Consider the following 21,820-nt stretch of genomic DNA (forward strand, 5'->3'; position numbering starts at 1 on the left):
CGGACGTTTCTCACGATCCGAAACTTTCCGGAAACCTGCGTAACCTTTTCGGCAACCTAAGTGCCCCATCGATGACTGTCAAGAGTCTCAATCGGACTACCAGGGGGCGGTTCCTGCAGACGGTGACCCCACGATCGGCGCTCAGTCGCCGAGAAGACGCGCAATGTCCCGCGAATGCCCAAGCCGATTCCGGCACCCACTGGCGTGAATGTCTCATCGTGTTAAGGTCGCCCGAAACTTTCGGATGTTGTATGAGGCCGCGATGACAGAGCACCGCCCGCTCGACCCACCCGCCTCCACCACCATCGCGACCATCGCCAACGATGTCGGCGTATCGGTCGCGACCGTGTCCAAGGTCCTCAACGGACGCGGCGATGTCGCCCCCGGCACCAGAGCCCGGGTGGAGGCGAGCCTCGACCGCCACCAGTACCAGCGCCGGGCCCGGCGACACGCGACCAGCGGCGGCCGGGTGGACCTCGTGTTCCACGAGTTCGACACGGGTTGGGCGATGGAGATCCTGCGGGGCGTCGAGGCGGTGACCTCCGCCGCCGGCATCGGACTGTCGATCGCCCAGCTCGACGGCGCGCACCGCCCGCCGGCACGATGGCTGGAAGCGTTACTCGCCGACCGCCCCCTGGGCGTGGTGTTCGTCCTCTCCCACCTGGCCGAGGCCCAACAGCAGCACCTACGCCGGCAGGGCATTCCGTTCGTCGTCGTCGACACCGACAGTGCCACCTCGGCCTCCGTGCCGACCGTCGGGTCGAACAACTGGAACGGCGGCCTGCTCGCCGCCCGGCACCTGCTGGAGCTGGGGCACCGACGGATAGCCATCATCTCCGGGCCACCTGACGTGCTGTGCAGCAGAGCCCGGGCCGCCGGCTTCCAGTCGGCCCACGACGAAGCCGGGACAGTGGTCGACCGCGAGCTGATCCGCTACGGCAGTTTCTCCGCCGGAGCGGGGCACGCCCACGGGCTGCAACTGCTCCAGCGGCCGGACCGACCCACGGCGATCTTCGCCGGGTCGGACATCCAGGCCATGGGGGTGCTCCGGGCCGCCCGTCAGTGCGGCCTGCGAGTGCCCGAGGACCTCTCGGTGATCGGGTACGACAACCTGCCGGTCTCGGCCTGGACCGACCCGGCCCTCACCACGATCAACCAGCCGTTGCGCGACATGGCCGGCATCGCCACCCAGATGTTGCTCGACCTGACCAGGGGGAACGAGCCGGCGACCAGCCGGATCGACCTGGTGACCGAGCTGGTCGTCCGGGAGAGCACCGCGCCCCCCGCCCATCCGCACTGACCCCGGCCCCTGCGAGGACCCGTGCCCCACTCCACCTTCGACGACCTTCAGCGGTACGCACCCGACGTCGCCGAGCCCGACGACTTCGACGGGTTCTGGCGGGACACGCTCACCGAGGCGGCGGCCGTGCCGGTGCTCGTCGACGTCCGCCCCGAACCGACCGACCTGCGGCTGCTCGATTCCTGGGACGTCACGTTCGCCGGCTTCGGCGGTGACCCGGTCCGCGCCTGGTACACCCGCCCGGCCGGGGTTCGCGAGCCGCTGCCGGCCGTTGTCGAGTACGCCGGCTACGGTCGCGGGCGCGGCCTGCCCCACGAACGGCCGACCTGGGCGGTGGCCGGGTACGCGCACCTCCTGATGGACAACCGGGGCCAGGCGGGGCAGCACGGCGCCGGGGACACCCCCGACCCGCACGGCGCGCCCGGCGGGCCCTGGCCGGTCACCTGGGGGATCCTCGATCCGCGCGACTACCACTACCGCCGCCTGATCACCGACGCGGTGCGGGCGGTCGAGGCGGTCCGCGCGCTGCCGGGGGTCGAGGGTGACCGGGTCAGCGTGGTCGGCAACAGCCAGGGCGGCGGCATCGCCCTGGCTGTGGCGGGTCTCGTCGAGGATCTCAGCGCGGTGCTGACCACCGCCCCGTTCCTGTGCGACATGCGCCGGGCCGTCGCGCTCACCGACCTCGCGCCGTACGGCGAGATCGCCCGGTACCTGGCGGTGCGCCGGGAGGCCGAGGAGGCGGTGTGGCGCACGTTGTCCTATGTCGACGGCGTGAACTTCGCACGTCGGGCGACGGCGCCGGCACATTTCGGAGTCGGCCAACGCGACACCGTCTGCCCACCGCGAACCGCCTTCGCCGCCTACAACCACTACGGCGCCGCGAACGGGAGGCCGGTCCCGCCCGAGCGGGAGATGCACGTCTACCCGTTCAACGGCCATGAGGGCGGCGAGGCGGTCCACGTCCGGCGTCAGCTGCGCTGGCTGGGCTCGGTCCTGCACCCGGCCGTCGCGCCTCGTTGAGCAGTCACCAATCCAGACCGCTTCCGGACCGCTGACCCGGGTCAGGCCGGCTCTACGATGTTCACGTCCCTTGACTTCAACCAACATTGAAGTCGTAGCGTCGCCACGACAGTCGTCGAGGCCGGTCCGAACGCCGGGCCGTGGCCAGGTGGGGGGCAGCCGCGTGCGTGCCATACAGGTTTCCGAGTACGGCGGGCCTGAGGTCCTGGTTCCGGTGGAACTGCCGGATCCACAAGCCGGCGAGGGCGAGGTCGTGGTGCGGGCCGAGGCGGTCGACACCATCTATCTCGAGACCCAGATCCGGGGTGGCTGGGGCGCGAGGTTCGGCGTCATCCCGCCCTATGTGCCGGGGGGCGCAGCTGCGGGAACCGTGGTCTCCACCGGTCCGGGCGTCTCCCCGTCCTGGGTCGGCCGACGGGTCGTTGCCGGCGCCGGAACGCGCGGTTCCTACGCCGAGTTGGTCAGCGCTGCCGTCGACCGGCTGGTACCGGTCCCGAACGGGTTGGACCTGCGGGAGGCGGCGGCGCTCGCGCACGACGGGGTGACCGGCACCGGGATCATCGAGCGCGCCGGCATCAGTCCCGGCGACCGGGTGCTGATCCTGGGGGCGGCGGGCGGCATGGGAACCCTACTGGTCCAGCTCGCGCGTTCCCTGGGCGCACAGGTCGTGGGGGCCGCGCGGGGCGAGGACAAGCTCACGCTGGTACGGCAACTCGGCGCCGACGCCGCCGTCGACTACACCGAAAGCGGATGGACCGACTCGGTGGGCGACGCGTTCGGGGGTTTGCCCGTCGATGTGCTGCTGGACGGCGTCGGAGGCGACCTTGGCACCGAGGCGTTCCACCTGGTGGCGGACGGCGGACGCGTGTCGGCCCACGGGGCGGCCAGTGGCGACTTCGCCACGGTTGACGCACCGGACGCGAACGCCCGCGGCATCGTTGTGCGTGGTATCGCCGACGTGCAGTTCGAGGCGTCGGAGATGACGCGGCTCGCCGGAATTGCCCTGGCAGGGACTGCGGAAGGACTGATGCGCCCGGTGATCGCGCGTACGTATCCGCTGTCGTCGGCGGACGACGCTCACCGTGCGATGGAAGCCCGCGCGATTTCGGGCAAGGCGTTGCTCATTCCCTGACCCGGTTGTCGGCTCGCTCCGGGCACCGCAGGCAGGGCCCGGAGCTTGCGGCGGCTGTCGACAGCGATTGCCATCCGTCTATTGCTCGTGTTAGCGATAACACGCTATGGTGCGTCCGGCGAGGTGCAGGGCACGCGTCGCCCGGCTCAGCGATACGACGACCAGCGCGGACATCCGGGATCTGGTCGTTCCGCGCAGCAGCACTTTCCTGTGCCGCACGAATGGCGGCTCCCGTCTCGTCGGTGGCCGCTGTCGTCACGCACCCCACCACCAGAGGAATCCCATGAGCAGTCCAACGCTCGTCCAACCAGTCCCTTCCGCACCCGCCAGCGCAGCGACGTCGAGGCCCCGGCGGGCCCGCCGGTGGTGGACGGCCCTGGCCGCCGTCGCCACCATGGTCGCCGCCGTGCCAGTCGCGACGACTCCCGCCAGCGCGGAGTCCAACGGCGGCGTACGCGTGATGCCACTCGGCGACTCGATCACCGACGGATTCAACGTCCCCGGCGGCTACCGGGTCGAGTTGTGGCAGCGGTTCACGTCCGGTGGTTACCGGATCGACTTCGTCGGCTCCCAGTTCAACGGGCCAGCCAGCCTCGGCGACCACGACCACCAGGGCCACTCCGGCTGGACGATCGCCCAGATCGACGCCAACGTGGTGAACTGGCTGCGGGCCACGAACCCGCGGACTGTGCTGCTGCACATCGGCACCAACGACATGTACGGCGACACGTCCGGGGCGCCGTCGCGGCTGGCCACGCTCGTCGACCGGATCACCAACACCGCCCCGAACGCTGACGTGTTCGTCGCGACGATCATCCCGAAGTCCGGCGCTGACAACCAGGTCCGGGGCTACAACGCCGCGATCCCCGGGATCGTGCAGAGCCGGGCCGCCGCCGGCAAACACGTCCACCTGGTCGACATGTACCGCGCCCTGACGCTCAGCGACCTGGCCGACGGGGTGCACCCGAACGCCACGGGCTACCGCAAGATGGCCGCCGCCTGGTACGACGCTCTCCGTGCGGTGCCCGGCAGCATCGGGGGCGACACGCCTCCGACCACTCCCCCGCCCACCACGCCCCCGCCCACCACGCCCCCGCCGACCGGCGACTGCCGCGTGACGTACACGGTCAACGCCTGGAACAGCGGTCTCACCGCGTCGGTCTCGGTTACCAACACGAGCAGCACGCCGGTCAACGGTTGGAGCCTGGCGTTCACCCTGCCCGGTGGGCAGGCCATCACCAGCGGATGGAACGCCACCTACTCCCCGTCCAGCGGAGCGGTGACCGCCCGCAACGTCTCCTACAACGCGACGATCGCGCCCAACGCCTCGGTCGACATCGGCTTCCAGGCAACCCACACGGGTGGCACCGGCCGGCCGGCCGCGTTCACCCTCAACGGCACCGCCTGCGCGGTCGCCTGACACCAACCCTCGCGGTGCCGGGCCCCAGTGGCCCGGCACCGCCCCCGGCATCCACTGGTCGATGAGACCCCCGTCGCGCATCAACGCCGTGAACGGTAGCGGTCACGGCTCCAGCAGGTTCTGGACCGGAGCACACGCGCGGCAGGGCCAGACGCGTACGGTGCCGTCGTCATGCGTCGAGACGAGCCGCTCGCCGTCCGGGCTGAAGTCGACGGTCTCCACGGAGGCGCCGAATCCCCCGAAGGTCACGGACCGGGCGGCCTCCGAAGCGCGCCACAGCCGAGCGGTGCCGTCCTTTCCAGAACTGAGCACCCATTGCCCGTCCGGGCTGAACGACACGTGCCAGACGGGCCCCTCGTGGCCTCGCAACACCAGTGGGGCGATGCCGCTCGTGACGGAGTGGATCTGCACGGTGCCGTCGAAGCCGGCACTGGCGACTCGTTGTCCGTCCGGGCTGAAGGCCACGGCCCATACCAGTCCCTCGTGACCGGGAAGTAGTAGTGGTTCGGCGGTGCCGAGGGCGTCCCAGATTCGTAGGGTGCCCTCCGCGCCGGCTGTGGCGACCTTCCTGCCGTCCGGGCTGAAGGCGGCGTACCGGATCTCTTCGACGGCTCGATGGACTACCGGGGCACTCTGGCCGGTGAGGTCCCAGATTCGCAGGCTCCCGTCGTTGCTGACGCTGGCCAGGCGGCGGCCGTCAGGGCTGAAGTCGGCGATCCACGCCTGCTTCTCGTGCCCGCGAAGCACCACAGGATCGTGTCTGCCGGCGAGGTCCCAGACTCGCACGCTGCCGTCGCGGCCGCCGGTGGCCACACTCGCCCCGTCCGAACTCACAGTGAGACCGTAGACGTCGCCGTCGTGGCGGCCGAGCACCCGAGGCTCGGCCGGTGTGGCCAGGTTCCAGACCTGCACCGTGCCGTCCTCGCCGCCGCTGACCACCCGTTGCCCGTCCGGGGTGAACGCGGCGGACCAGGTGGCTTTCTTGTGGCCCCGCAGGATCAGACGATCGCTGCCCGGGTCCCAGATCCGTAGCGTGCCATCATCGGCCGCGCTCACCAGCCGGGATCCGTCCGGACTGAACGCCAACGCCCAGACCCGGTTGGTGTGGCCGCGCAGCACCAACGGGTCACCAGCGCCGTTGGCGTTCCAGATCCGTACGGTCAGATCGTCACTGGTGGTCGCGAGCCACTGCTCGTCCGGGCTCAGCGCCAGCCCTTCCACGGTGCCCTCATGCCCACGCAGCACCACCGGGGCCGCCGACCCGGCCAGCGACCAGACCCAGGCCGTACCGTCGGCGCTGGAGCAGGCCAGGCGGGTGCCGTCCTGACTGAACACCAACGTCCTGGTGGCTTCGCGTGGCCCGGTGAGGATCGTTCTGGTGGATCGCGCGGCCAGATCCCAGAGCCGTACCGTCGCGTCGTGGCCGCTGCTGGCCAACTGGCGCCCATCGGGGCTGAAGGCCACACCGACCGCGACCTTCGTGTGCCCACGCAGCACCACCGGTCGGCCGCCGCCGCGGGCATCCCAGACCCGAACGGTGGTGTCCTCCCCAGCACTGGCGACCAACCGTCCGTCGGGGCTGAAGGCCACTCCCCAGACCGGGCCCTCGTGCCCGCGTAGGACGATGGGCCCAGCGGTTCCATCGACCTGCCAGATCCGGACGGTGCCGTCCGAGCCGGCGGTGACCAGTCGTTTCCCGTCCGGGCTGAACATCGGGCTCCAGACCTGCCCCTCGGGTCCGCCGCTGAGAGCCAGGCCCGGTCCGGAGACGCCGTGCCCGGCCCAGGTCAACACCCGCACCTCGCCGTCCGTCCCGGTGGCCGCCACCCGCCTTCCGTCCGGACTGAACGCCACGCCCAAGGCCTTCTTGCTGCTCATCGGCACAATCGCCTGCAGCCGGTCATCGACGGCGGCCTGGCGGAGCACCATCTCCGCACCGACGGTCGGGCGTGTGGTCAGAGCGCGTCTGGCGAGGCGCTGCGCCTGCTGCGGATCGATCTGCAGTTGGATGTCGGCCTCGACCGTCAGCTGCCGGGAAACGGCGAGGTCTCGTTCGGCGGCCGCCCGGTTCGCCTGCACCAGTGCCACTGCCGCGAGGACGCTCACCACGACAACGGTTGCCGCGAGCCCGGTCAACGCCATGCTGGTCCGCCGCCGTCGGGCTGCCCGGCGCCGGCTCTCTCGTGCACGGCTGGTCTCCAGAAACTTCCGTTCCAGGTCACTGAGGTCCATCACCTGGCGCGTTCCCCAGAGCGCCAACTGGACCCCCCGATACAGGAATCCGTCCACGCGGTCGTGCCGATCCCACTCGGCGGCAGCCTCCGTCAGCCTGCGGTGGGAGCGCAGCAACTCCCGATCTTCGGTCAGCCAGCGGCGCAGCCGGGGCCACTCCTGGATCAGGGCCTCGTGGGCCACCATGACGCCCTTCTCGTCCGCCGTGACCAGCCGCGCGGCGGTCAACCTGGCCAGCACCTCAGCCGCGGCCAACGGGTCCACCCCGCCGACCAACTCAGCCAGGGGCGCCCGGCGTCGGGTGTCCTCGGTGCCGTCACCGAGGGCGGTCAGGCGCAGGAAGATGTCCCGTGCCAGCCCTCGCTGCCCCTCGTCGAACTGCGCGTACACCCCTTCAGCGGTACGGGTGATGGCGCCGTTAACGCCGCCTGACTCGCGGTAGTGGGCCAGCGTGATCCGCTTGCCCTGCCGCAGGCGCGCCGTCTCCAACAGTGCGTGGGACAGCAGCGGTAGCGCACTCGTCTGACCGCCAACGTCTGCCACGGCCATCTCCACCAACGCCGGATCCACCAGCAACCCGGCGCGCTCGGCGGGGCCGGTGATCGTCCGACGCAGATCCTCATCGTCCATCGGGCCGATCAACAGCTGGTGCTCGTGGAGAGCGGCCACCAGGGCGGGATAGGCGGCACACCGACCATAGAAGTCGGCCCGCACTCCCAGCACCACCCGCACCCTGGGGATCTCCGCTGCGGCGAGCAGCGCGGCGATGAACCCCGGTCGCTCCTCCTCGTCCCGGCAGAGCGTGAAGAGCTCCTCGAACTGGTCCACCACGATGAGCATGTTCGCGACAGATGGACGCGAATTGAGAATCTGCTCGATCGCTCCGCGAATGCTGGCCGGATCATCGGGCAGCTGGCGCTGAATCGTGTCACGAGCCAGGTCCTGCTCATTGACGAGCTGGAACGCGAGCTCTTCGATGGGATGTTCGCCGGGCGTCATCAACACCGTGGCCCAGGCGGGTCGACCCTTCGCGGGATTGTCGACCACAGCCGCTATCAGGCCCGCTCGTAGCAGGGACGACTTGCCCGCACCAGACGGGGCGAAAACCGCGACGAACCGGAGGCGGGTGAGCATTTCACAGAGCTGAGCCACCATGCGCTCGCGTCCGAAGAACCATTCCGAGTCTTCCGGCTGAAACGCTGCCATCCCCCAGTACGGCCCGCGGCTGACCCCCACCGTCTCGGCGGACGTCACGCTCGCGATCAGGCTGTGCCACCGTTCGGTCCATTCGGCCGGATCGCCGTCACAGGCGGCCACGTACGCCAGTGTCACCTGAAGGCTGGGAACGGTCTCGCCGCTGGCCGCCTTCGCCAGGGTGGTCACCGAGAAGTGCGCGCGCCGGGCCAGTTGACGGTACGTCGGCGAACCCGCCTTTGTCCGCAGCTGGCGTAGGTCGAGCGCGAACCGCTCCAGCTCGCCAGCCTCCGGGTCGAGCGGCCGCTCAGGTCTTCCCACGTTGTCCCCCGTCACGAAGTTGTTTGTCAGCCTGGCGACATGATTGGCAAACAATCCAAGGGCGACTATATCTAGTTCCGTGGACGCCGATTGACGAGTGTCGGATAGCGGCCACAGCGCGACTAGGCGCGGGGCCGCGTTCGATGACCCAAACGCGATCGACGACACGGAGGAGGACTGGAAGGGGGTGCGTGATGCACGCCAGAAACGGTGTCGGCGTTGTTATCCGCAGCGCTGACGTCCGTCATGGGTACGGGGGGTGTCACGCGATCCCGAATAGACGAGGAGGTATTCGATTACGAGTTCGCTATCGAGGCAACGTTCATCCCCGAAGCGCCAGTAGACCAGGAAAGGTAGACATGAATATCACCCCTAGTGCAGCTGAATACGCTTCGTCGCGACCCCGACTGTCGATGCGGCATCGATTCGCGGCCGTCGCGATCGCCGTCGGTCTGCTCGTGCCGCTGGTGGGCGCTCCGGCGTCCGCCGCATCCGCCGACGCCCGGCCGCAAACCGCGACGAGCAGCGGTCTGACCGAGGTCGGATTCGGAACCCAGGCCTGGAGTGACTGCCCAGCCGGCTACGCCTGCCTGTGGACCGGGCTCAACGCGACGGGAACGATGTACGTCCCGTCCTCCTGTGGGACCTTCCTGAATCTGCCGTCCGGCGTGAACAACAACATCGAGTCGGCGAAGAACCGGGGCGGCGGGACCGTCCGACTCTTCGACAACGGCAGCGGAACGGGAACGCCACTGCAATCGATCTGGAACAACAGCGCGAACGTCAATCTGGCGACCAGCGCACGGAACAAGGCCAGCTCGCTGCGCATCGACTGCTAGGACGACGTAGACGATGGGGCGGCGACGGAATCCGTCGCCGCCCCATCAGCGTGCGACGGTCCAGCTGCTCGCTTCGCTGACGGTCACCGTGACGCCGTTTCAGCGGGCCACCTGCGGTAGTTGTTACCGTACGGCGAGTCGTCACTGCTCCACGGCGCGGTAGAGCCGGCTGACGGTCTCGGCCACGCAGACCGGCTTGCCGCCGCTGTCGCTCTCCACGGTGACCGTCACGACCAGCTGCACACCGCCGCTCACCGGCGACACGTCGGCGATGGTGGCGGTGGCGCGTACGGCGGCGCCGACCCGCAGCGGCGCGGGGAAGCGCACCCGGTTCAGCCCGTAGTTGACGCCCATCGCCACCCCCTCGACCCGGTAGAGCCCGCTCGCCAACGTCGGCAACAGGGACAGGGTGAGGTACCCGTGGGCGATCGTCCCGCCGAACGGCCCCGCCGCGGCTCGGACCGGATCGAGATGAATCCACTGGTGGTCGTCGGTGGCGTCGGCGAAGAGGTCGACGCGGCTCTGCTCGATGCGCTGCCACGGACCGGGCCCGAGGCTCTCGCCGGTCGCGGCGGCCAACTCCTCGAAGGAGGTGAAGACTCTCATGCCGGATCTCCCTACAGCTACTAGAAGGCGTTGACGCCGGTGAGCGCGCGTCCGATGAGGAGTTGCTGAATCTGACTGGTGCCCTCGTAGAGCGTGGCCACCCGGGCATCGCGCAGATACTTGCCGACCGGATACTCGTCGATGTAGCCGTACCCGCCGAAGACCTGGACCGCGTTGTTGGCCGCGCGGACGGCGGCCTCACTGGCGAAGAGCTTGGCCATCGACGCCTCGGTGGCGAACGGCTGGTCGCGGTCGATCAGGTCGGCCACCTGCCACACCAGCAGCCGGGCGGCGGCGGTGTCCACAGCGATGGCGGCCAGCAGTTGTTGGACGAGCTGGTGCCCGGCGATCGGCTTGCCGAACTGGGTGCGCTGCCCGGCGTAACCGACCGCCGCGTCGAGGCAGCCCTGGGCGATGCCGACGCACCCGGCGGCCACCGACATCCGGCCCTTGGCGAGGGTGGCCAGGGCCAGCCGGAATCCGGCGCCCTCGGCGCCGAGACGGGCCGTGTCGGGCACGCGCACCTCGTCGAAGCCCAGTTCGCCGGTGGCCTGACCGCGCAGGCCGAGCTTGCCGTGGATCTCCCGCCGGGTCAGCCCCGGGCTGTCGGTGGGCACCAGGAACGCGGTGATTCCTCGGTGCCCGGGGCCGCCGGTGCGGGCGAAGACCAGCGCGACGTCGGCGGTGGTGCCGTTGGTGATGAACGTCTTCGTGCCGGTGAGCAGCCAGTCGGTGCCGTCGCGGACCGCACGGGTGCGCAGTGCGGCCGCGTCCGAGCCGCTGTCCGGCTCGGTCAGCGCGAAGCAGCCGAGTGCGCTGCCGGCGCAGAGCTTCGGTAGCCACTCGGCCCGCTGTTCCGCGCTCCCGTGCGCGGCGATCGACTTCGCCACCAGGCCGAGGGAGACCGAGACGATGCCGCGCACCGCCGAGTCGCCCCGGCCCAGCTCCTCCAGGACCAGGCAGTACGCGAGGTGGTCGCCGCCGGAACCGCCGTCGGTCTCGGCGATGGTCAGCCCCAGGAAGCCCAGGTCACCGAGCATGCCGACGATGGCGGGGTCGACCGATTCGCGGCGATCCCAGGCGGCCGCCTGCGGCAGCAGCTCGCGGTCGGCGAACTCGGCGGCCAGCTGGCGGACCGCCGCCTGCTCGGCGGAGAGGGTGAGGTCCATGACGCTCAAACTAGCGGTGATAGTTAAACGCGTCCAGACCGGACGTTCACCGGTCGGAGGCCAGACCGACGTGCCGCTCGGCGGTGAACGCGCGGGCCAGCTCGGTCCGCGAACGGATGCCCAGCCGGTGGAACACGTTGCGCAGGTGGTGGTCGACCGTACGGGTGGAGAGGAACATCCGGGCGGCGATCTCCCGGTTGGTGGCGCCCTCGGCGACCAGCTCGGCGATCCGCAGTTGCTGGCCGGTCAACAACCGCGCCGCGGGCAGGTCCGGCGGACCGATCGACTCCCCGGCCGCCCGCAGCTCCGTGGTGGCCTGCTCGGCCCAGCACTCCACTCCGAGCAGGCTGAACATCTCGCGGGCCTGGTGCAGGTGTGTGCGCGCGTCGCGAGGGCGTCGACTGCGGCGCAACTCCTGGCCGAAGAGCAGTTCGGTGCGGGCCCGCTCGAACGTGCCGGCCTCGGTCGGGTGCAGGCGAAGCGCCGCCTGGAAGTCCCGTTCCGCCTCGGTGCCGCCCCGAGGGGCGAGCAGTGCGTGGCACCGCGCGGACAGGGCCCGGCGCAACGGGCTCGCGGTGCTGCTGGCCCACCTGTCGAACGCGGCGAGCGCGGCCGTCGCCGCCGGCCGGTGCGCCAGGTGCGCCGCCGCCTCCACCAGGTACGGGGTGGCCATCACCTGCACGAGGATCTGACCTCGACGCGTGCCGAGTCGAGCCAGCGAGGCCAACCGCTCCGCGGCCTCGGCGTGGCGGCCGTCGACCAGGTCGAGCACCGCCAGGGCCCACGCGGCGAGCGCGTGCGGGCGGCTGCCCGGCGTCGGCGACTCGCCGATCTCGCGGATCCGCCGCAGGCTGGTCTCCCGATCGGCCCGGATCGCGGCGAGGACGGCGAGCATGCCCAGATGGACGTTGGCGCAGTTGACCTGCCCGGTTGCCCGGGCGACGCGCAGCCCGTCACGGGAGGTCTCCGCCGCCGCCTCGTGTCGACCCAGCCAGTACTCGGCGACCGCCCGTAGCTCCAACGCCCGCGACAGCATGGACAGCTCACCCCGTTCCCGGGCCAGCTCGACGGCGCGTTCGGCGAGCCGGTGGGCCGCGCCGTCCACGGCCACCAGCAGTCCGGCCGCCGCGGCGCAGCTGAGCGCGGTGGGGGTCAACGCCCAACCGGTCAGCCGGTCGCCCAGCACCACGGCGCGGCGCAGCGCGGGCCCGGCTCGCTCGTGGTCGCCCCGCAGGGTCGCGGCCACCCCGGCGATCAGACAGCCCATGACCTCCAGGGCCGGCGGGTCGTCTGGGCGCCGCAACGCCAGCGCCCGCCGGCCGACCTCGGCGTACCGGTACTGGTCGCCGGTGAAGCAGACCGCCTCGCCGGCCCGCACCAGCCCGGTCAACGCCAGGGCGCGGTCGGCGCCGTCCACCGTAGCGGCCGCGGCCAGCAGCGTGGCCGACGCACTCGACGCGGTGCCGCAGCGCAACTCCAGCTCACCGCGGAGCAGGTCAGCGCGGCCTCGAACGACCGGGTCGACGCAGACCGCGCGGAGGCGGTCGAGCAGCAGCCGGGCCTCGTCGGGTTGCCCCCCGGCCCAGGCGTAGCGGGCCGCGGTCAACAGACGGGTGGCGGTCAGCCTCGGATGGTCGCTCAGTTCGGCGGCCCACCGCAGGGCCACCGAGGCGGCGGCCCAGCCGTCGGATCCGCCGACCGCCGCCTGTTCCAGCTCGGCAGCGAGGGCCGGATCGGCACCCGCGGTCGCGGCGGCGAGGTGCATCGCCCGGCGCAGCCGCTGCCCGTCCGCGACCAGCACCTCGGCGAGCAGTCGGTGCGCCGCGCGGCGCTCCGCGAGCGGCGCGCTGGCCGCGATCATCGTGCGCACCAGCGGCTGCGGAAAGGTGACGCCGCGTTGCTCGACGCGGACCAGGCCGGCGACCTCCGCCGGGGCGAGCGCCTCGACCTCGGCGCCGGCGGCCGCCGCGGCCCGGATCAGGGTGCCCGGCTCGCCGTCCTCGTCGAGCGCGGCGAGCAACAGCACCCGTCGGGTCTCCGGGGGCAGCCGGTCCAGCCGGGCGCGGTACGCGCGACCCAGCGCTCCGTCCGCCGGTGGCGCGGCGGGCAACGACTCCTCGCCCCGCCACTGCCCTGCGGTGAGCACCTCGGCGAGGTCCACCAGGGCCTGCGGGTTGCCGCCGCCGATTGTGGCCAACGCGGTCAGGGCCGACGCGGCTGGCCGGTCGGGAAGCCGGTCGCCGCCCTCGCGCTCGGTCAGCCGATCGAGTCGATCGGTGAGGACGGCGCTGCTCTCGTGCTCGGTCAGCGCGCGCAGTCGGTGCTCCGGTATCCCGTCGAGGTTGGCGGTGACGTCCGCGGTGAGCAGGACGGCGAGCGGCAGGTGCCGCAGTCGGCGGGCCGCGAATGCCAGCACCTGCGCGGTCTGCGGATCACCTCGGTCGATGTCGTCCATGGTGGCGAGCAACGGCCGGTCCCGGGCGGCGGCCGCGAGCAGCCCGAGCACCGCCATCGACAGGGTCAGCTGCCGGTCGGCCGGGCAGCTCTCCCCGCCCAGTGCGCGCCGTAGCAGTTGGCGCTGCTCGCCGGGGAGCGCGGCGGCCCGGTCGAGCACCGGGTCGACCAGACGTTGCAGGCCGGCGTACGGCAGGGCTGCCTCCTCGGCGAGCCCGCTGCCGGCGAGCACTGTGCAGCCATTCTCGGCGTGCCGATGGGCGTAGCCGAGAAGCGCCGTCCGGCCCGATCCGGGCTCTCCGCGCAACAGCAGGGCACCGCCGGCGTTGGTCATGCCGTCGAGCAGGCTCCGGACAGCCCGGCACTCGTCGTCCCGGCCACGCAGCACGGTTAGTTGCACTCTTGATGCAGTAACCATGCCTGCCAGTGTTACCCATCGGAAACCGAATGGAAAGAGGGGGCGAAATCGGGCCGGGCCGGAATCAGTCGGGCGCGACCTCGGCCAGCAGGGCGCCCACGGTCCGGGCCATCACGGCGCGGGCCTGGTCCACGCCGAGACCGAGCCCGTAGCGCAGCATCGACCAGGCCTGCCAGGTGCTCGCCGCCACCAGGGCGTTGAGCAGCTGCTCCCGCCCCGGCCCGGCCTCGGCCAGCTCGACGGCGAAGAGCTCCTCGACCTCGTCGCGGACCCGTTCGATGTGCTTGAGACGGTTGCGGTGCAGCTGTTCGGAGACCGGCTCACGCATCTGGGCGGCCCGCGCCGACGGCGCGATGAGCTGGAGCAGTCGGGCCCGCTGCCGGCAGTACGCGTCGACCCGCTTCGGCAACGGCAGCCCGGTCGAGATCGGCCGGTGGGCGGCGTCCTGCTGGCGGAGCACCTCCGCGCCGCTGGCCTCGAAGAGCGTCTCCATGTCCTTGAAGTTGGTCCAGAGGGTGCGCAGCGAGATGCCGGCCCGCTCGGCGATGCGTTCCCCGGTCGGGCGGAGGTCGCCCTCGGAGATGAGCGCGAGGTGCGCCTCGACGATGGCCGCGCGGGTCCGCTCGGCGCGGGCGGTGCGCCCGTCGACCCGGCCCGCCACATCGACCCCGTCCATCCGCCCTCGCCCCCTCACCGCCACGGCGTCCCCCGACGCACCGCCGAGTCTAGACAGCCGTTGATCAGCGGCTCCGGACGCTCCGCCGACGCCGTCATCCGGCCCGGCCGGTCAGCGAGACGCCGCCGTCGCAGACGATGGTCTGCCCGGTGATCCAACTGGCGTCGTCGGAGGCCAGGAAGGCGACCGCTCCCGCCACGTCCGACGGCAGACCGAGGCGCCCGAGCGGGTACCGCGCGGCGACCTCGGCCTCCCGCCCGTCGTAGAGGGCGGCGGCGAAGCGGGTCTTCACCACGCCGGGGGCGACCGCGTTGACCCGGACCGTCGGCCCCAGCTCCACGGCGAGGCTGGCGGTGAGGTGGTTGAGCGCGGCCTTGCTGACCCCGTAGCAGGCGATGCCCGGTGACGGGCCGAGCCCAGCGATCGACGAGACGTTGACGACGCAGCCGCCGCGCTCGCTCATGCCGGCGGCGCAGACCTCCTGCACCCAGCCGAGCGCGGCGACCACGTTCACGTCGAGGATCTTGCGGGCCGCGGCCAGGTCCAGCTCGACCAGCGGGCCGTGCACCGGGTTGATGCCGGTGTTGTTGACCAGCAGGTCCACCGGCCCGAACGCCGCGCTGACCTGGCTCACCGCGACGGCCCGGTGCTCGGGATCGTCGGCCCGGCCCGGCACCGCGAGGGCGTGTGCCGGACCGCCCAGGGTGGCGACCGCCTCGGTCAGCCCCTCGGGGCGGCGGGCGGTCAGGCCCACCCGCGCGCCTTCGGCGACGAGGCGTTGGGCGATGGCCAGACCGATGCCGCGACTGGCGCCGGTGACGATGGCGACCCGGCCCGCGAGTCGGCCCGAATATGCATTCACGGTGCAGATAGTAGGAGCGTCGATCGGTATCGGTCAACGCCTCTGACGATCGGCCGGCAGGCCGCGCCGGCAGGCCGCGCGCAGCCGTCCGACCGGGCGTGGTCAGGCGCGACCACGTCCGGTCGGACGTCGGGGCTGCGGGGCCTCAGGAGACGGTCGGCACCCCGTTCGCCGGCGGCGCGGCCGGGGTGGCGGTGTACTCGTTGACCGCCCCGTCCGCCTCGTCCGTCTCGTACGCCGGACCGAAGTAGGTCTGCACTCCCCCGCTCACCCGGCTCAGGCGCTGGCCGCCGTACCCGGAGTGGTCAGTGGCGGAGAAGCGCAGCGGCACCAGCCCGGGGCCCTGGAAGCCGCCCTTCTGCACGGCCTCCAGCACCTTCTCCCGGGTCAGGTCCTTGCCGGCCGCGAGCACCGTCTGCACGAAGAGGTAGCCGACCGACATGCCGTAGACGGTGTTGCCGTCGAACGGCGCGTCCCCGTTGTGCTCCTTGTTGACCTTCATGAAGAGCTGGATCCACGGGTTCGCTGTGTCGTTCTGCATCGGCAGGTAGTTGGTGCCGACCATGCCCTCCAGCAGCGGCGCGGCGGCGCCGAGCTGCTTGGCCAGGGTCGGGTGGTCGGCGCCGACGTTGGAGACCAGCCACTGCGGCTTGAAGCCCAGCCGGGCCGCCGTGCCGACGGAGAGCGCGGTGAAGCCGGGCACGGTGGCCAGCACGACGACCTGGCAACCGGCCGCCTTGAACGCGCCGATCTGCGGCGCCACGTTGGTGTTGCTGGTGACGTACGTCTGCTTGACCGCCACGGCACCGGCGCCGAGCACCTTCTCCACGCCGGCCAGGCTGTCCCGGCCGAAGTCGTCGTCCTGACCGAGGAAGCAGACCTTCTGGCCGGCCAGGTTCGCCTTCGCGTAGTTGGCGAGGATCTTGCCCTCGACCGTGTAGTCCGGGTTGAACCCGAACGTGCCCGGATACTTGTCCGGCTGGTCCCAGCTGCGGCTGCCGGAGGCGACGAACAGATCGGGCACCCGGTTGCTCTTGAGGAAGTCGAGCACACCGGTGTGCGTCGGCGTACCCAGACCATTGAGGACGGCGAAGACCTTGTCCTGGAGGACGAGCTGACGGACCACCTGCTGGGTGTTCGCCGGGTTGTAGCCGTCGTCCATGATCTTGTAGGTGATCTTGCGGCCGTGCACTCCGCCGTTGGCGTTGACGTAGTCGAAGTACGCCTTCGTCGCCGGGGCGATCTTCGAGTAGCCGGCCGAGGCCGGACCGGTCAGCGGCATGTGGGTGCCGACGACGATCTCGGTGTCGGTGACGCCCGGCACCGACGCTCCGCCGGAGCCGGGGCCGTCGTCGCCGCTACAGCCGGCTGCGGTGATGAGCAGGGCAAGGGTGCTGGCGATCGCGAGGCCGCGATGCGCTTTACGGTGCATGGGAAACACCGACCTTTCTCGGTCCGGTTGTCTGTGGGAACGGTGTGGTGGTGGGGCGCCCGGCCGAGGCCGGACCGAGGACAGCTCAGGAACGCCGGGTCGGCCGCCTGGCCAGCAACGCCCGGCCGAGACGCGACAGCAGACCCTGCACACCGCCGGGGGCGGCGATCATGACGACGATCAGGGTGAGTCCGAAGATCGCCAGGGGGAGGTTGCCCTCCAGCCGCTGCGCCACAGCGGGCGAGAGCGTGAGCATCTCGGTCACCGAGTGGGTCAGATCGGGCAGGGCGACCAGCAGGACGGCCCCCCACAGCGCGCCGGTCAGTCGACCCAGGCCACCGATCACGACGGCCATCAGCAGGAACAGCGACAGGGTCAGCGAGAACGCCCCGGGTGAGACGCTCTGCGCGAGCACCGCCAGCAGCGCGCCGCCGAGCCCGGCGGTGGCAGCGCTGACCACGAACGCGAGAACCTGGGTGCGGGCCACGTGGATGCCGGCGAGGCGGGCCGCCACCTCGTCGTCGCGGACCGCCCGGAAGGTACGCCCGTACCGGCTGCGGATCAGGTTCGCCAACAGCAGCAACGCGAGCAGGGTGGCCGCGCCGGTGACCCAGAGCTGCCACCGCTCGTAGGGGAAGTACGGGCCGAGCGACAGCGGCGGCGGCTCCACCGGCACCGACAGCCCCTGCTCGCCGTTGAACACGCCGTCGAAGGTGACCGCCAGCGCCGGCACCACCACGGCCACCGCGAGGGTGACCCCGGCCAGATAGGGACCGCGCAGCCGGGCCGCGGCCACACCGACCACAGCGCCGACCGCGACAGTGCCGACGATCGCCGCACCCAACGACAGCGGCAACAGCCAGCCGCCGGTCATCCCCCGGTCGGCGAACGCGGTCTGGCACAGCGCCACGGTGTACGCCCCGGTGGCCATCAGCGCGCCGTGCCCGAGCGACAGTTGACCGTTGAGCCCGGTGAGGACGGTCAGCCCGGCGGTCGCGCAGAGGTAGGCGGCCACCGTGGCGAGCTGGAAGTTGCGGAACGGCTCGACGGAGTAGCTGACCGCCACCAGCAGCGACCCGGCGGCCAGCACCACCGCGAGGTGGCGCAGCAGGGTGGAGCCGCGTCGCCGGTCGACCGGTCGGCCGCCCGGGTCGTCGAGCTGCTCGCTCGGCGGCAGGGCCGCCCTCGTGGCGCTCACACCCGCCTCGCCGCGACCGGGGCGAACAGCCCACCGGGCCGGACCAGCAGCACCGCCAGCAGCAGGACCAGCACCGCGAGCGGGGTCAGGTCACTGCCGGCGTAGCCGCTCACGTAGGAGAGCAACAGCCCCACCACCAGACCACCGACCACCGCCCCCGGTGGACTGTCCAACCCGCCGACCACCGCCGCGGTGAACGCCGAGACGAACACCAGGTCCATCGCGTGCGGGTGCAGGCCCAGCTCGGTCGGCAGGACCAGCATGGCGGCCAGCGCGCCCACCCCGGAGGCGAGCGCCCAACCGAGGGTCAGCATCCCACCGACGTTGACCCCGAGAAGCCGGGAGACCTCCGGAGCGAAGGCCGCCGCGCGCATCCGCAACCCCACCGGGGTACGGGCGAACATCCAGGCCAGGCCACTGACCACCACGCCGATCGTGGCGAAGACGAACAGGTCGTACGGGGACAGCACGGCGACCCCGCCCACTGTGAGGGCGGAGCGGCTGAACGGGGCCTCGGCGGGGCGGAACTCGCTGCCGTACACCATGCCGAGCACGGCCTGGATGAGCAGCACCAGCCCGAGCGCGACGATCACCGGGTTGAGCGGTGAGGCGTGATCGACGTGCCGCATCACCACACGGTCCACCAGCGCACCGAGTAGGAGGCCGGCGACGATCGCGATGACGAAGCCCAGCCAGTAGGAACCGGTCGCGGTGCTGACTGTGTAGGCGACGTACGCGGCGGCGACGGCCATCGCTCCCTGGGCGAAGTTGACGACCCGCGCCGCCCGCCAGATGAGCACCAGGGCCAGTGCGAACGCGGCGTACACCGCGCCCCGGGACAGGCCGTCGACGGTGAGGAAGACGAAGCGGTCCAACAGTTCTCCCTCCGGGGGACGAGGTGGTGGTCAGAAACCGAGGTACGCGTGGCGCAGGTCGACGTCGTCGCGTAGCTGCACCGCCGGGGCGGCGATCACCACCCGACCGAGGGACATCACGACGCCCTGGTCGGCGACGGCGAGCGCGCTGCGCACGTTCTGCTCGACCAGCAGGACGGTCAGCCCGGTGCGGTCGCGCAGTTGGCGGAGCAGGGCCATGGTCCGGGCGACCACCCGTGGCGCCAGGCCGAGCGACGGCTCGTCCAGCAGCAGCAGACGGGGTCGGCCGACCAGGGCCCGACCGAGCGCGAGCATCTGCCGCTCGCCGCCGGAGAGTTGGTGACCGAGGTGCCGACGGCGTCGGGCCAGCGGCTCGAAGAGCTGGTAGACCTCGTCGAGGGCCCGCCCGGCGTCGGCCCGGTCGCGCCGCCACAGCCCGCCCAGCCGCAGGTTCTCGTCGACGGTCAGCTCGCTGATCACGCCCCGGCCCTCCGGGACGTGCGCCATGCCGCGTCGGACGAGTTGCTCCACCGGCGTACCGCGAAGGTCCTCCCCGGCCAGCAGGACCTGGCCGGCGGCCGGGCGGATCATGCCGGAGAGCGCGCGCAGGAGAGTGGTCTTGCCGGCGCCGTTGGCGCCGACGACAGCGGCGATGGTGCCGGCCGGGACGGTGAGGTCGATGGCCCGCAACACCGGCGCGGCACCGTAACCGGCGACCAGCCCCCGCACGACGAGCAGGTCGGTAGCGGTCATTGGGAGGCCTCCTCGACGGTGGCACCGAGGTAGGCGTCGGTGACCGCTGGGTCGTCGCGGATCTCGTCCGGGGTGCCGGCGGCGATGACCCGGCCGAAGTCGAGGACCACGAGCTCGTCGCAGACGGCCATCACCAGGTCCATGTGGTGCTCGACCAGGAGCACGGCACAGGGGTCGGTGTCCCGTCGGGGCAGTTGCCGGACCAGCTCCGCCAGCTCGGCGATGTCGTCCGCGCCGAGGCCACCGGCCGGCTCGTCGAGCAGGAGCAGCCGGGGCCGGGCGGCGAGCGCGCGGGCCAGGGCGACCCGTTGGCGTACGGCGAAGGGCAGTGTGGTTGGCGCGGCCTGGGCGTGCTCGGCGATGCCCAGCTCGTCGAGGATGGCCAGGGCGTCCCCGCGGAGCCGGCGCTCGTCGCGGTCGCTGGCCGGCAGCCCGAGCAGCGCCGGGACGAAGCCGGCGCGGGCGGTGTGCGAGGCGCCGGTCATCACGTTCTCCAGCACGCTCAGCCCGGCGAAGAGCCCGGTGCCCTGCAAGGTCCGGGCGATGCCGAGCCGGGTCAGCCGGTGCGGCCGTGGCCGCAGCGGCCGGCCGTCGAGGGTGAGTGAACCAGTCTCCGGTGCGACGAAGCCGCAGATCACGTTGAACAGCGTGGTCTTGCCGGCGCCGTTGGGCCCGATGACGCCCACCACCCGGTTGGGTGGCACCCGCAGGGACACGTCGTCGAGGGCGGTGAGGCCGCCGAAACGGACGCCGATGTGGTGCAGTTCGAGGCCGCGCTCCATCACCCATCCCTCTGTCGTGGCGGGTGTTTATTTACACTCGCAGTGTACGTTTCTCGGGTTTGGCGTCAAGACCTTCAATGCCCCCTTTACGCACGTGGACGGGGCGGCCGCCAGCGGCGACCGCCCCGTGACCGCCGTCAGGCGCTGGGACAGGTGTTGCGGTACTCCTCGATCTGCGAGCCGCTCGGGCCGGGGCAGAGGAACTGCTCGTAGCGGGTGTCGTCGTCGACGAACCGCTTCAACCAGGCCACCATCTGCCGCGCGGTCGGCGTGTTGGTGGTCTGCGGGAAGAAGTGGCTCGCCCCGTTCAGCTCCAGGTACGCCTTCTCGGCGGAGGCCGGGATGCTGTTGTAGAACGGCACCGAGTGCGACGAGACCGGCGCGACGCTGTCGCTCTCGCCACCGACGATCAGCGTGGGCACCCGCAGCTCGGACCAACTCTTGTCCGTGTTCCACGGTGCCAGCGGCACCGCGGCCTGCAAAGACGGCCGCGACGAGGCAGCCTCGAGGCTGCCCCCGCCACCCATGGAGTGACCGGCCACGGCGAGTCGACTGCTGTCGATCCGGGTGCGCACCGAGCTGCGCTGGGTGAGGTAGTCCAGCGCCGCGAGCAGTTGCCTACCGCGGCTGTCCGGCTGGTCAAACCGGCTGTTGGTCTCGATGCCGATCACCACGAAACCGTGCGAGGCGATGCGCGGTCCGAGCCAGCTGATGCTGGACCAGGCGGCGGTGTAACCGGGCGAGATGGCGATGGCACCGAAGGTGCCCTCGCTGGTGCTGGTCGGGTAGTAGATGACGCCGCCGCCGAAGCCGGTGACGCTCAGTGAGGACACGCTCTGCGAGGACGTCGCGAACGGGCCGCGGCTGGCCTCCAGGATCGCGGTGGTCGGGGCGGGGCCCCGCTCGTACGGGCCGGCAGCCTGGGCGGCGCCGGGCGATCCCGCCAGGACGCCGCCGGCGGCCAGCACGGCGGCCAGCACGATCCGGGTGGCACGGGCTGCGACGGGACGGGTGGTGGTTGGTGAGGACACGTCGGGCACTCCCTAAAGTCGAGGGATATCGACGTGTGTCAGTTTTGGCTGCTCCGCCGATCCCGGCATCGGCGAAATCACCAGTCCCGGCGCAGGATGCCGAGAT

General features: G+C 71.5%; 17 protein-coding genes. 5 read left to right on the top strand and 12 right to left on the bottom strand.

The annotated features are described in order from the left end of the window. The first annotated feature begins 262 nt into the window (after window positions 1-262). From ACIA47_RS02180 to ACIA47_RS02195, 4 genes are all read left to right on the top strand, one after another. Window positions 263-1,300 carry a substrate-binding domain-containing protein gene (locus ACIA47_RS02180; RefSeq protein ID WP_203121984.1) on the top strand — a complete coding sequence of 346 codons (1,038 nt, stop codon included), beginning with the start codon at window positions 263-265 and terminating at the stop codon, window positions 1,298-1,300. Between the two features lie 21 nt (window positions 1,301-1,321). Continuing rightward, a complete protein-coding gene (locus ACIA47_RS02185; RefSeq protein WP_203121982.1) occupies window positions 1,322-2,320 on the top strand; it encodes an acetylxylan esterase in 999 nt (332 codons plus the stop codon). Between the two features lie 214 nt (window positions 2,321-2,534). Beyond that, entirely contained in the window at window positions 2,535-3,452 is a 918-nt protein-coding gene (locus ACIA47_RS02190; RefSeq protein ID WP_396704735.1) for a zinc-binding dehydrogenase, read from the top strand. Window positions 3,453-3,846: 394 nt separating this feature from the next. After that, window positions 3,847-4,872, top strand: a complete 1,026-nt coding sequence (locus ACIA47_RS02195) for a cellulose binding domain-containing protein (protein ID WP_396705331.1) — start codon at window positions 3,847-3,849, stop codon at window positions 4,870-4,872. Between the two features lie 102 nt (window positions 4,873-4,974). Here the strand turns inward: ACIA47_RS02195 and ACIA47_RS02200 are convergent, their stop codons facing one another. After that, window positions 4,975-8,787: a hypothetical protein gene (locus ACIA47_RS02200; protein ID WP_396704737.1), complete on the bottom strand. Its 3,813-nt coding sequence runs from the start codon at window positions 8,785-8,787 to the stop codon at window positions 4,975-4,977. A gap of 245 nt (window positions 8,788-9,032) precedes the next feature. On the opposite strand from ACIA47_RS02200, the gene ACIA47_RS02205 reads away from it, so the two are divergent. Further along, a complete protein-coding gene (locus ACIA47_RS02205) occupies window positions 9,033-9,458 on the top strand; it encodes a peptidase inhibitor family I36 protein (protein ID WP_203121979.1) in 426 nt (141 codons plus the stop codon). 141 nt (window positions 9,459-9,599) lie between these two features. Here ACIA47_RS02205 and ACIA47_RS02210 read toward each other — a convergent pair whose 3' ends face one another. The 11 genes from ACIA47_RS02210 to ACIA47_RS02260 all read right to left on the bottom strand — a co-directional run bounded on the left by ACIA47_RS02210 (window position 9,600) and on the right by ACIA47_RS02260 (window position 21,714). After that, window positions 9,600-10,064 carry a MaoC family dehydratase gene (locus tag ACIA47_RS02210; RefSeq protein ID WP_203121978.1) on the bottom strand — a complete coding sequence of 155 codons (465 nt, stop codon included), beginning with the start codon at window positions 10,062-10,064 and terminating at the stop codon, window positions 9,600-9,602. A gap of 20 nt (window positions 10,065-10,084) precedes the next feature. Continuing rightward, window positions 10,085-11,233 carry an acyl-CoA dehydrogenase family protein gene (locus tag ACIA47_RS02215; RefSeq protein WP_203121999.1) on the bottom strand — a complete coding sequence of 383 codons (1,149 nt, stop codon included), beginning with the start codon at window positions 11,231-11,233 and terminating at the stop codon, window positions 10,085-10,087. A gap of 46 nt (window positions 11,234-11,279) precedes the next feature. Beyond that, entirely contained in the window at window positions 11,280-14,105 is a 2,826-nt protein-coding gene (locus tag ACIA47_RS02220) for an AAA family ATPase (protein ID WP_396704740.1), read from the bottom strand. A 64-nt stretch (window positions 14,106-14,169) separates the two neighbouring features. Further along, window positions 14,170-14,781 (bottom strand): TetR/AcrR family transcriptional regulator, encoded by a 612-nt coding sequence (locus tag ACIA47_RS02225; protein WP_203120294.1) that lies wholly within the window; start codon window positions 14,779-14,781, stop codon window positions 14,170-14,172. A gap of 94 nt (window positions 14,782-14,875) precedes the next feature. After that, window positions 14,876-15,643 (bottom strand): SDR family oxidoreductase, encoded by a 768-nt coding sequence (locus ACIA47_RS02230; RefSeq protein ID WP_203120293.1) that lies wholly within the window; start codon window positions 15,641-15,643, stop codon window positions 14,876-14,878. 145 nt (window positions 15,644-15,788) lie between these two features. After that, window positions 15,789-17,075 carry an ABC transporter substrate-binding protein gene (locus ACIA47_RS02235; RefSeq protein ID WP_203120292.1) on the bottom strand — a complete coding sequence of 429 codons (1,287 nt, stop codon included), beginning with the start codon at window positions 17,073-17,075 and terminating at the stop codon, window positions 15,789-15,791. Between the two features lie 85 nt (window positions 17,076-17,160). Then, window positions 17,161-18,273 (bottom strand): branched-chain amino acid ABC transporter permease, encoded by a 1,113-nt coding sequence (locus ACIA47_RS02240; RefSeq protein ID WP_396704743.1) that lies wholly within the window; start codon window positions 18,271-18,273, stop codon window positions 17,161-17,163. Beyond that, a complete protein-coding gene (locus ACIA47_RS02245) occupies window positions 18,270-19,148 on the bottom strand; it encodes a branched-chain amino acid ABC transporter permease (protein WP_203120290.1) in 879 nt (292 codons plus the stop codon). The genes ACIA47_RS02240 and ACIA47_RS02245 overlap by 4 nt, the downstream gene beginning before the upstream one ends. A 30-nt stretch (window positions 19,149-19,178) precedes the next feature. Continuing rightward, window positions 19,179-19,901 (bottom strand): ABC transporter ATP-binding protein, encoded by a 723-nt coding sequence (locus tag ACIA47_RS02250; RefSeq protein WP_030490741.1) that lies wholly within the window; start codon window positions 19,899-19,901, stop codon window positions 19,179-19,181. After that, a complete protein-coding gene (locus ACIA47_RS02255) occupies window positions 19,898-20,683 on the bottom strand; it encodes an ABC transporter ATP-binding protein (RefSeq protein ID WP_396704746.1) in 786 nt (261 codons plus the stop codon). The genes ACIA47_RS02250 and ACIA47_RS02255 overlap by 4 nt, the downstream gene beginning before the upstream one ends. Before the next feature lie 137 nt (window positions 20,684-20,820). Then, entirely contained in the window at window positions 20,821-21,714 is an 894-nt protein-coding gene (locus ACIA47_RS02260; RefSeq protein WP_203120288.1) for an alpha/beta hydrolase, read from the bottom strand. Between the last annotated feature and the right edge of the window lie 106 nt (window positions 21,715-21,820).

It is taken from the genome of Micromonospora sp. NPDC051227, assembly GCF_044455385.1.
Classification (GTDB): Bacteria; Actinomycetota; Actinomycetes; order Mycobacteriales; family Micromonosporaceae; genus Micromonospora.

Bases quoted from the DNA above. Each gene is read 5' to 3' on its own strand.
- ACIA47_RS02180 (WP_203121984.1), top strand. From the start codon at position 263: ATGACAGAGCACCGCCCGCTCGACCCACCCGCCTCCACCACCATCGCG.
- ACIA47_RS02195 (WP_396705331.1), top strand. From the start codon at position 3,847: ATGGTCGCCGCCGTGCCAGTCGCGACGACTCCCGCCAGCGCGGAGTCC.
- ACIA47_RS02205 (WP_203121979.1), top strand. From the start codon at position 9,033: ATGCGGCATCGATTCGCGGCCGTCGCGATCGCCGTCGGTCTGCTCGTG.
- ACIA47_RS02210 (WP_203121978.1), bottom strand. From the start codon at position 10,064: ATGAGAGTCTTCACCTCCTTCGAGGAGTTGGCCGCCGCGACCGGCGAG.
- ACIA47_RS02215 (WP_203121999.1), bottom strand. From the start codon at position 11,233: ATGGACCTCACCCTCTCCGCCGAGCAGGCGGCGGTCCGCCAGCTGGCC.
- ACIA47_RS02220 (WP_396704740.1), bottom strand. From the start codon at position 14,105: ATGGTTACTGCATCAAGAGTGCAACTAACCGTGCTGCGTGGCCGGGAC.
- ACIA47_RS02225 (WP_203120294.1), bottom strand. From the start codon at position 14,781: ATGGACGGGGTCGATGTGGCGGGCCGGGTCGACGGGCGCACCGCCCGC.
- ACIA47_RS02235 (WP_203120292.1), bottom strand. From the start codon at position 17,075: ATGCACCGTAAAGCGCATCGCGGCCTCGCGATCGCCAGCACCCTTGCC.
- ACIA47_RS02250 (WP_030490741.1), bottom strand. From the start codon at position 19,901: ATGACCGCTACCGACCTGCTCGTCGTGCGGGGGCTGGTCGCCGGTTAC.
- ACIA47_RS02255 (WP_396704746.1), bottom strand. From the start codon at position 20,683: ATGGAGCGCGGCCTCGAACTGCACCACATCGGCGTCCGTTTCGGCGGC.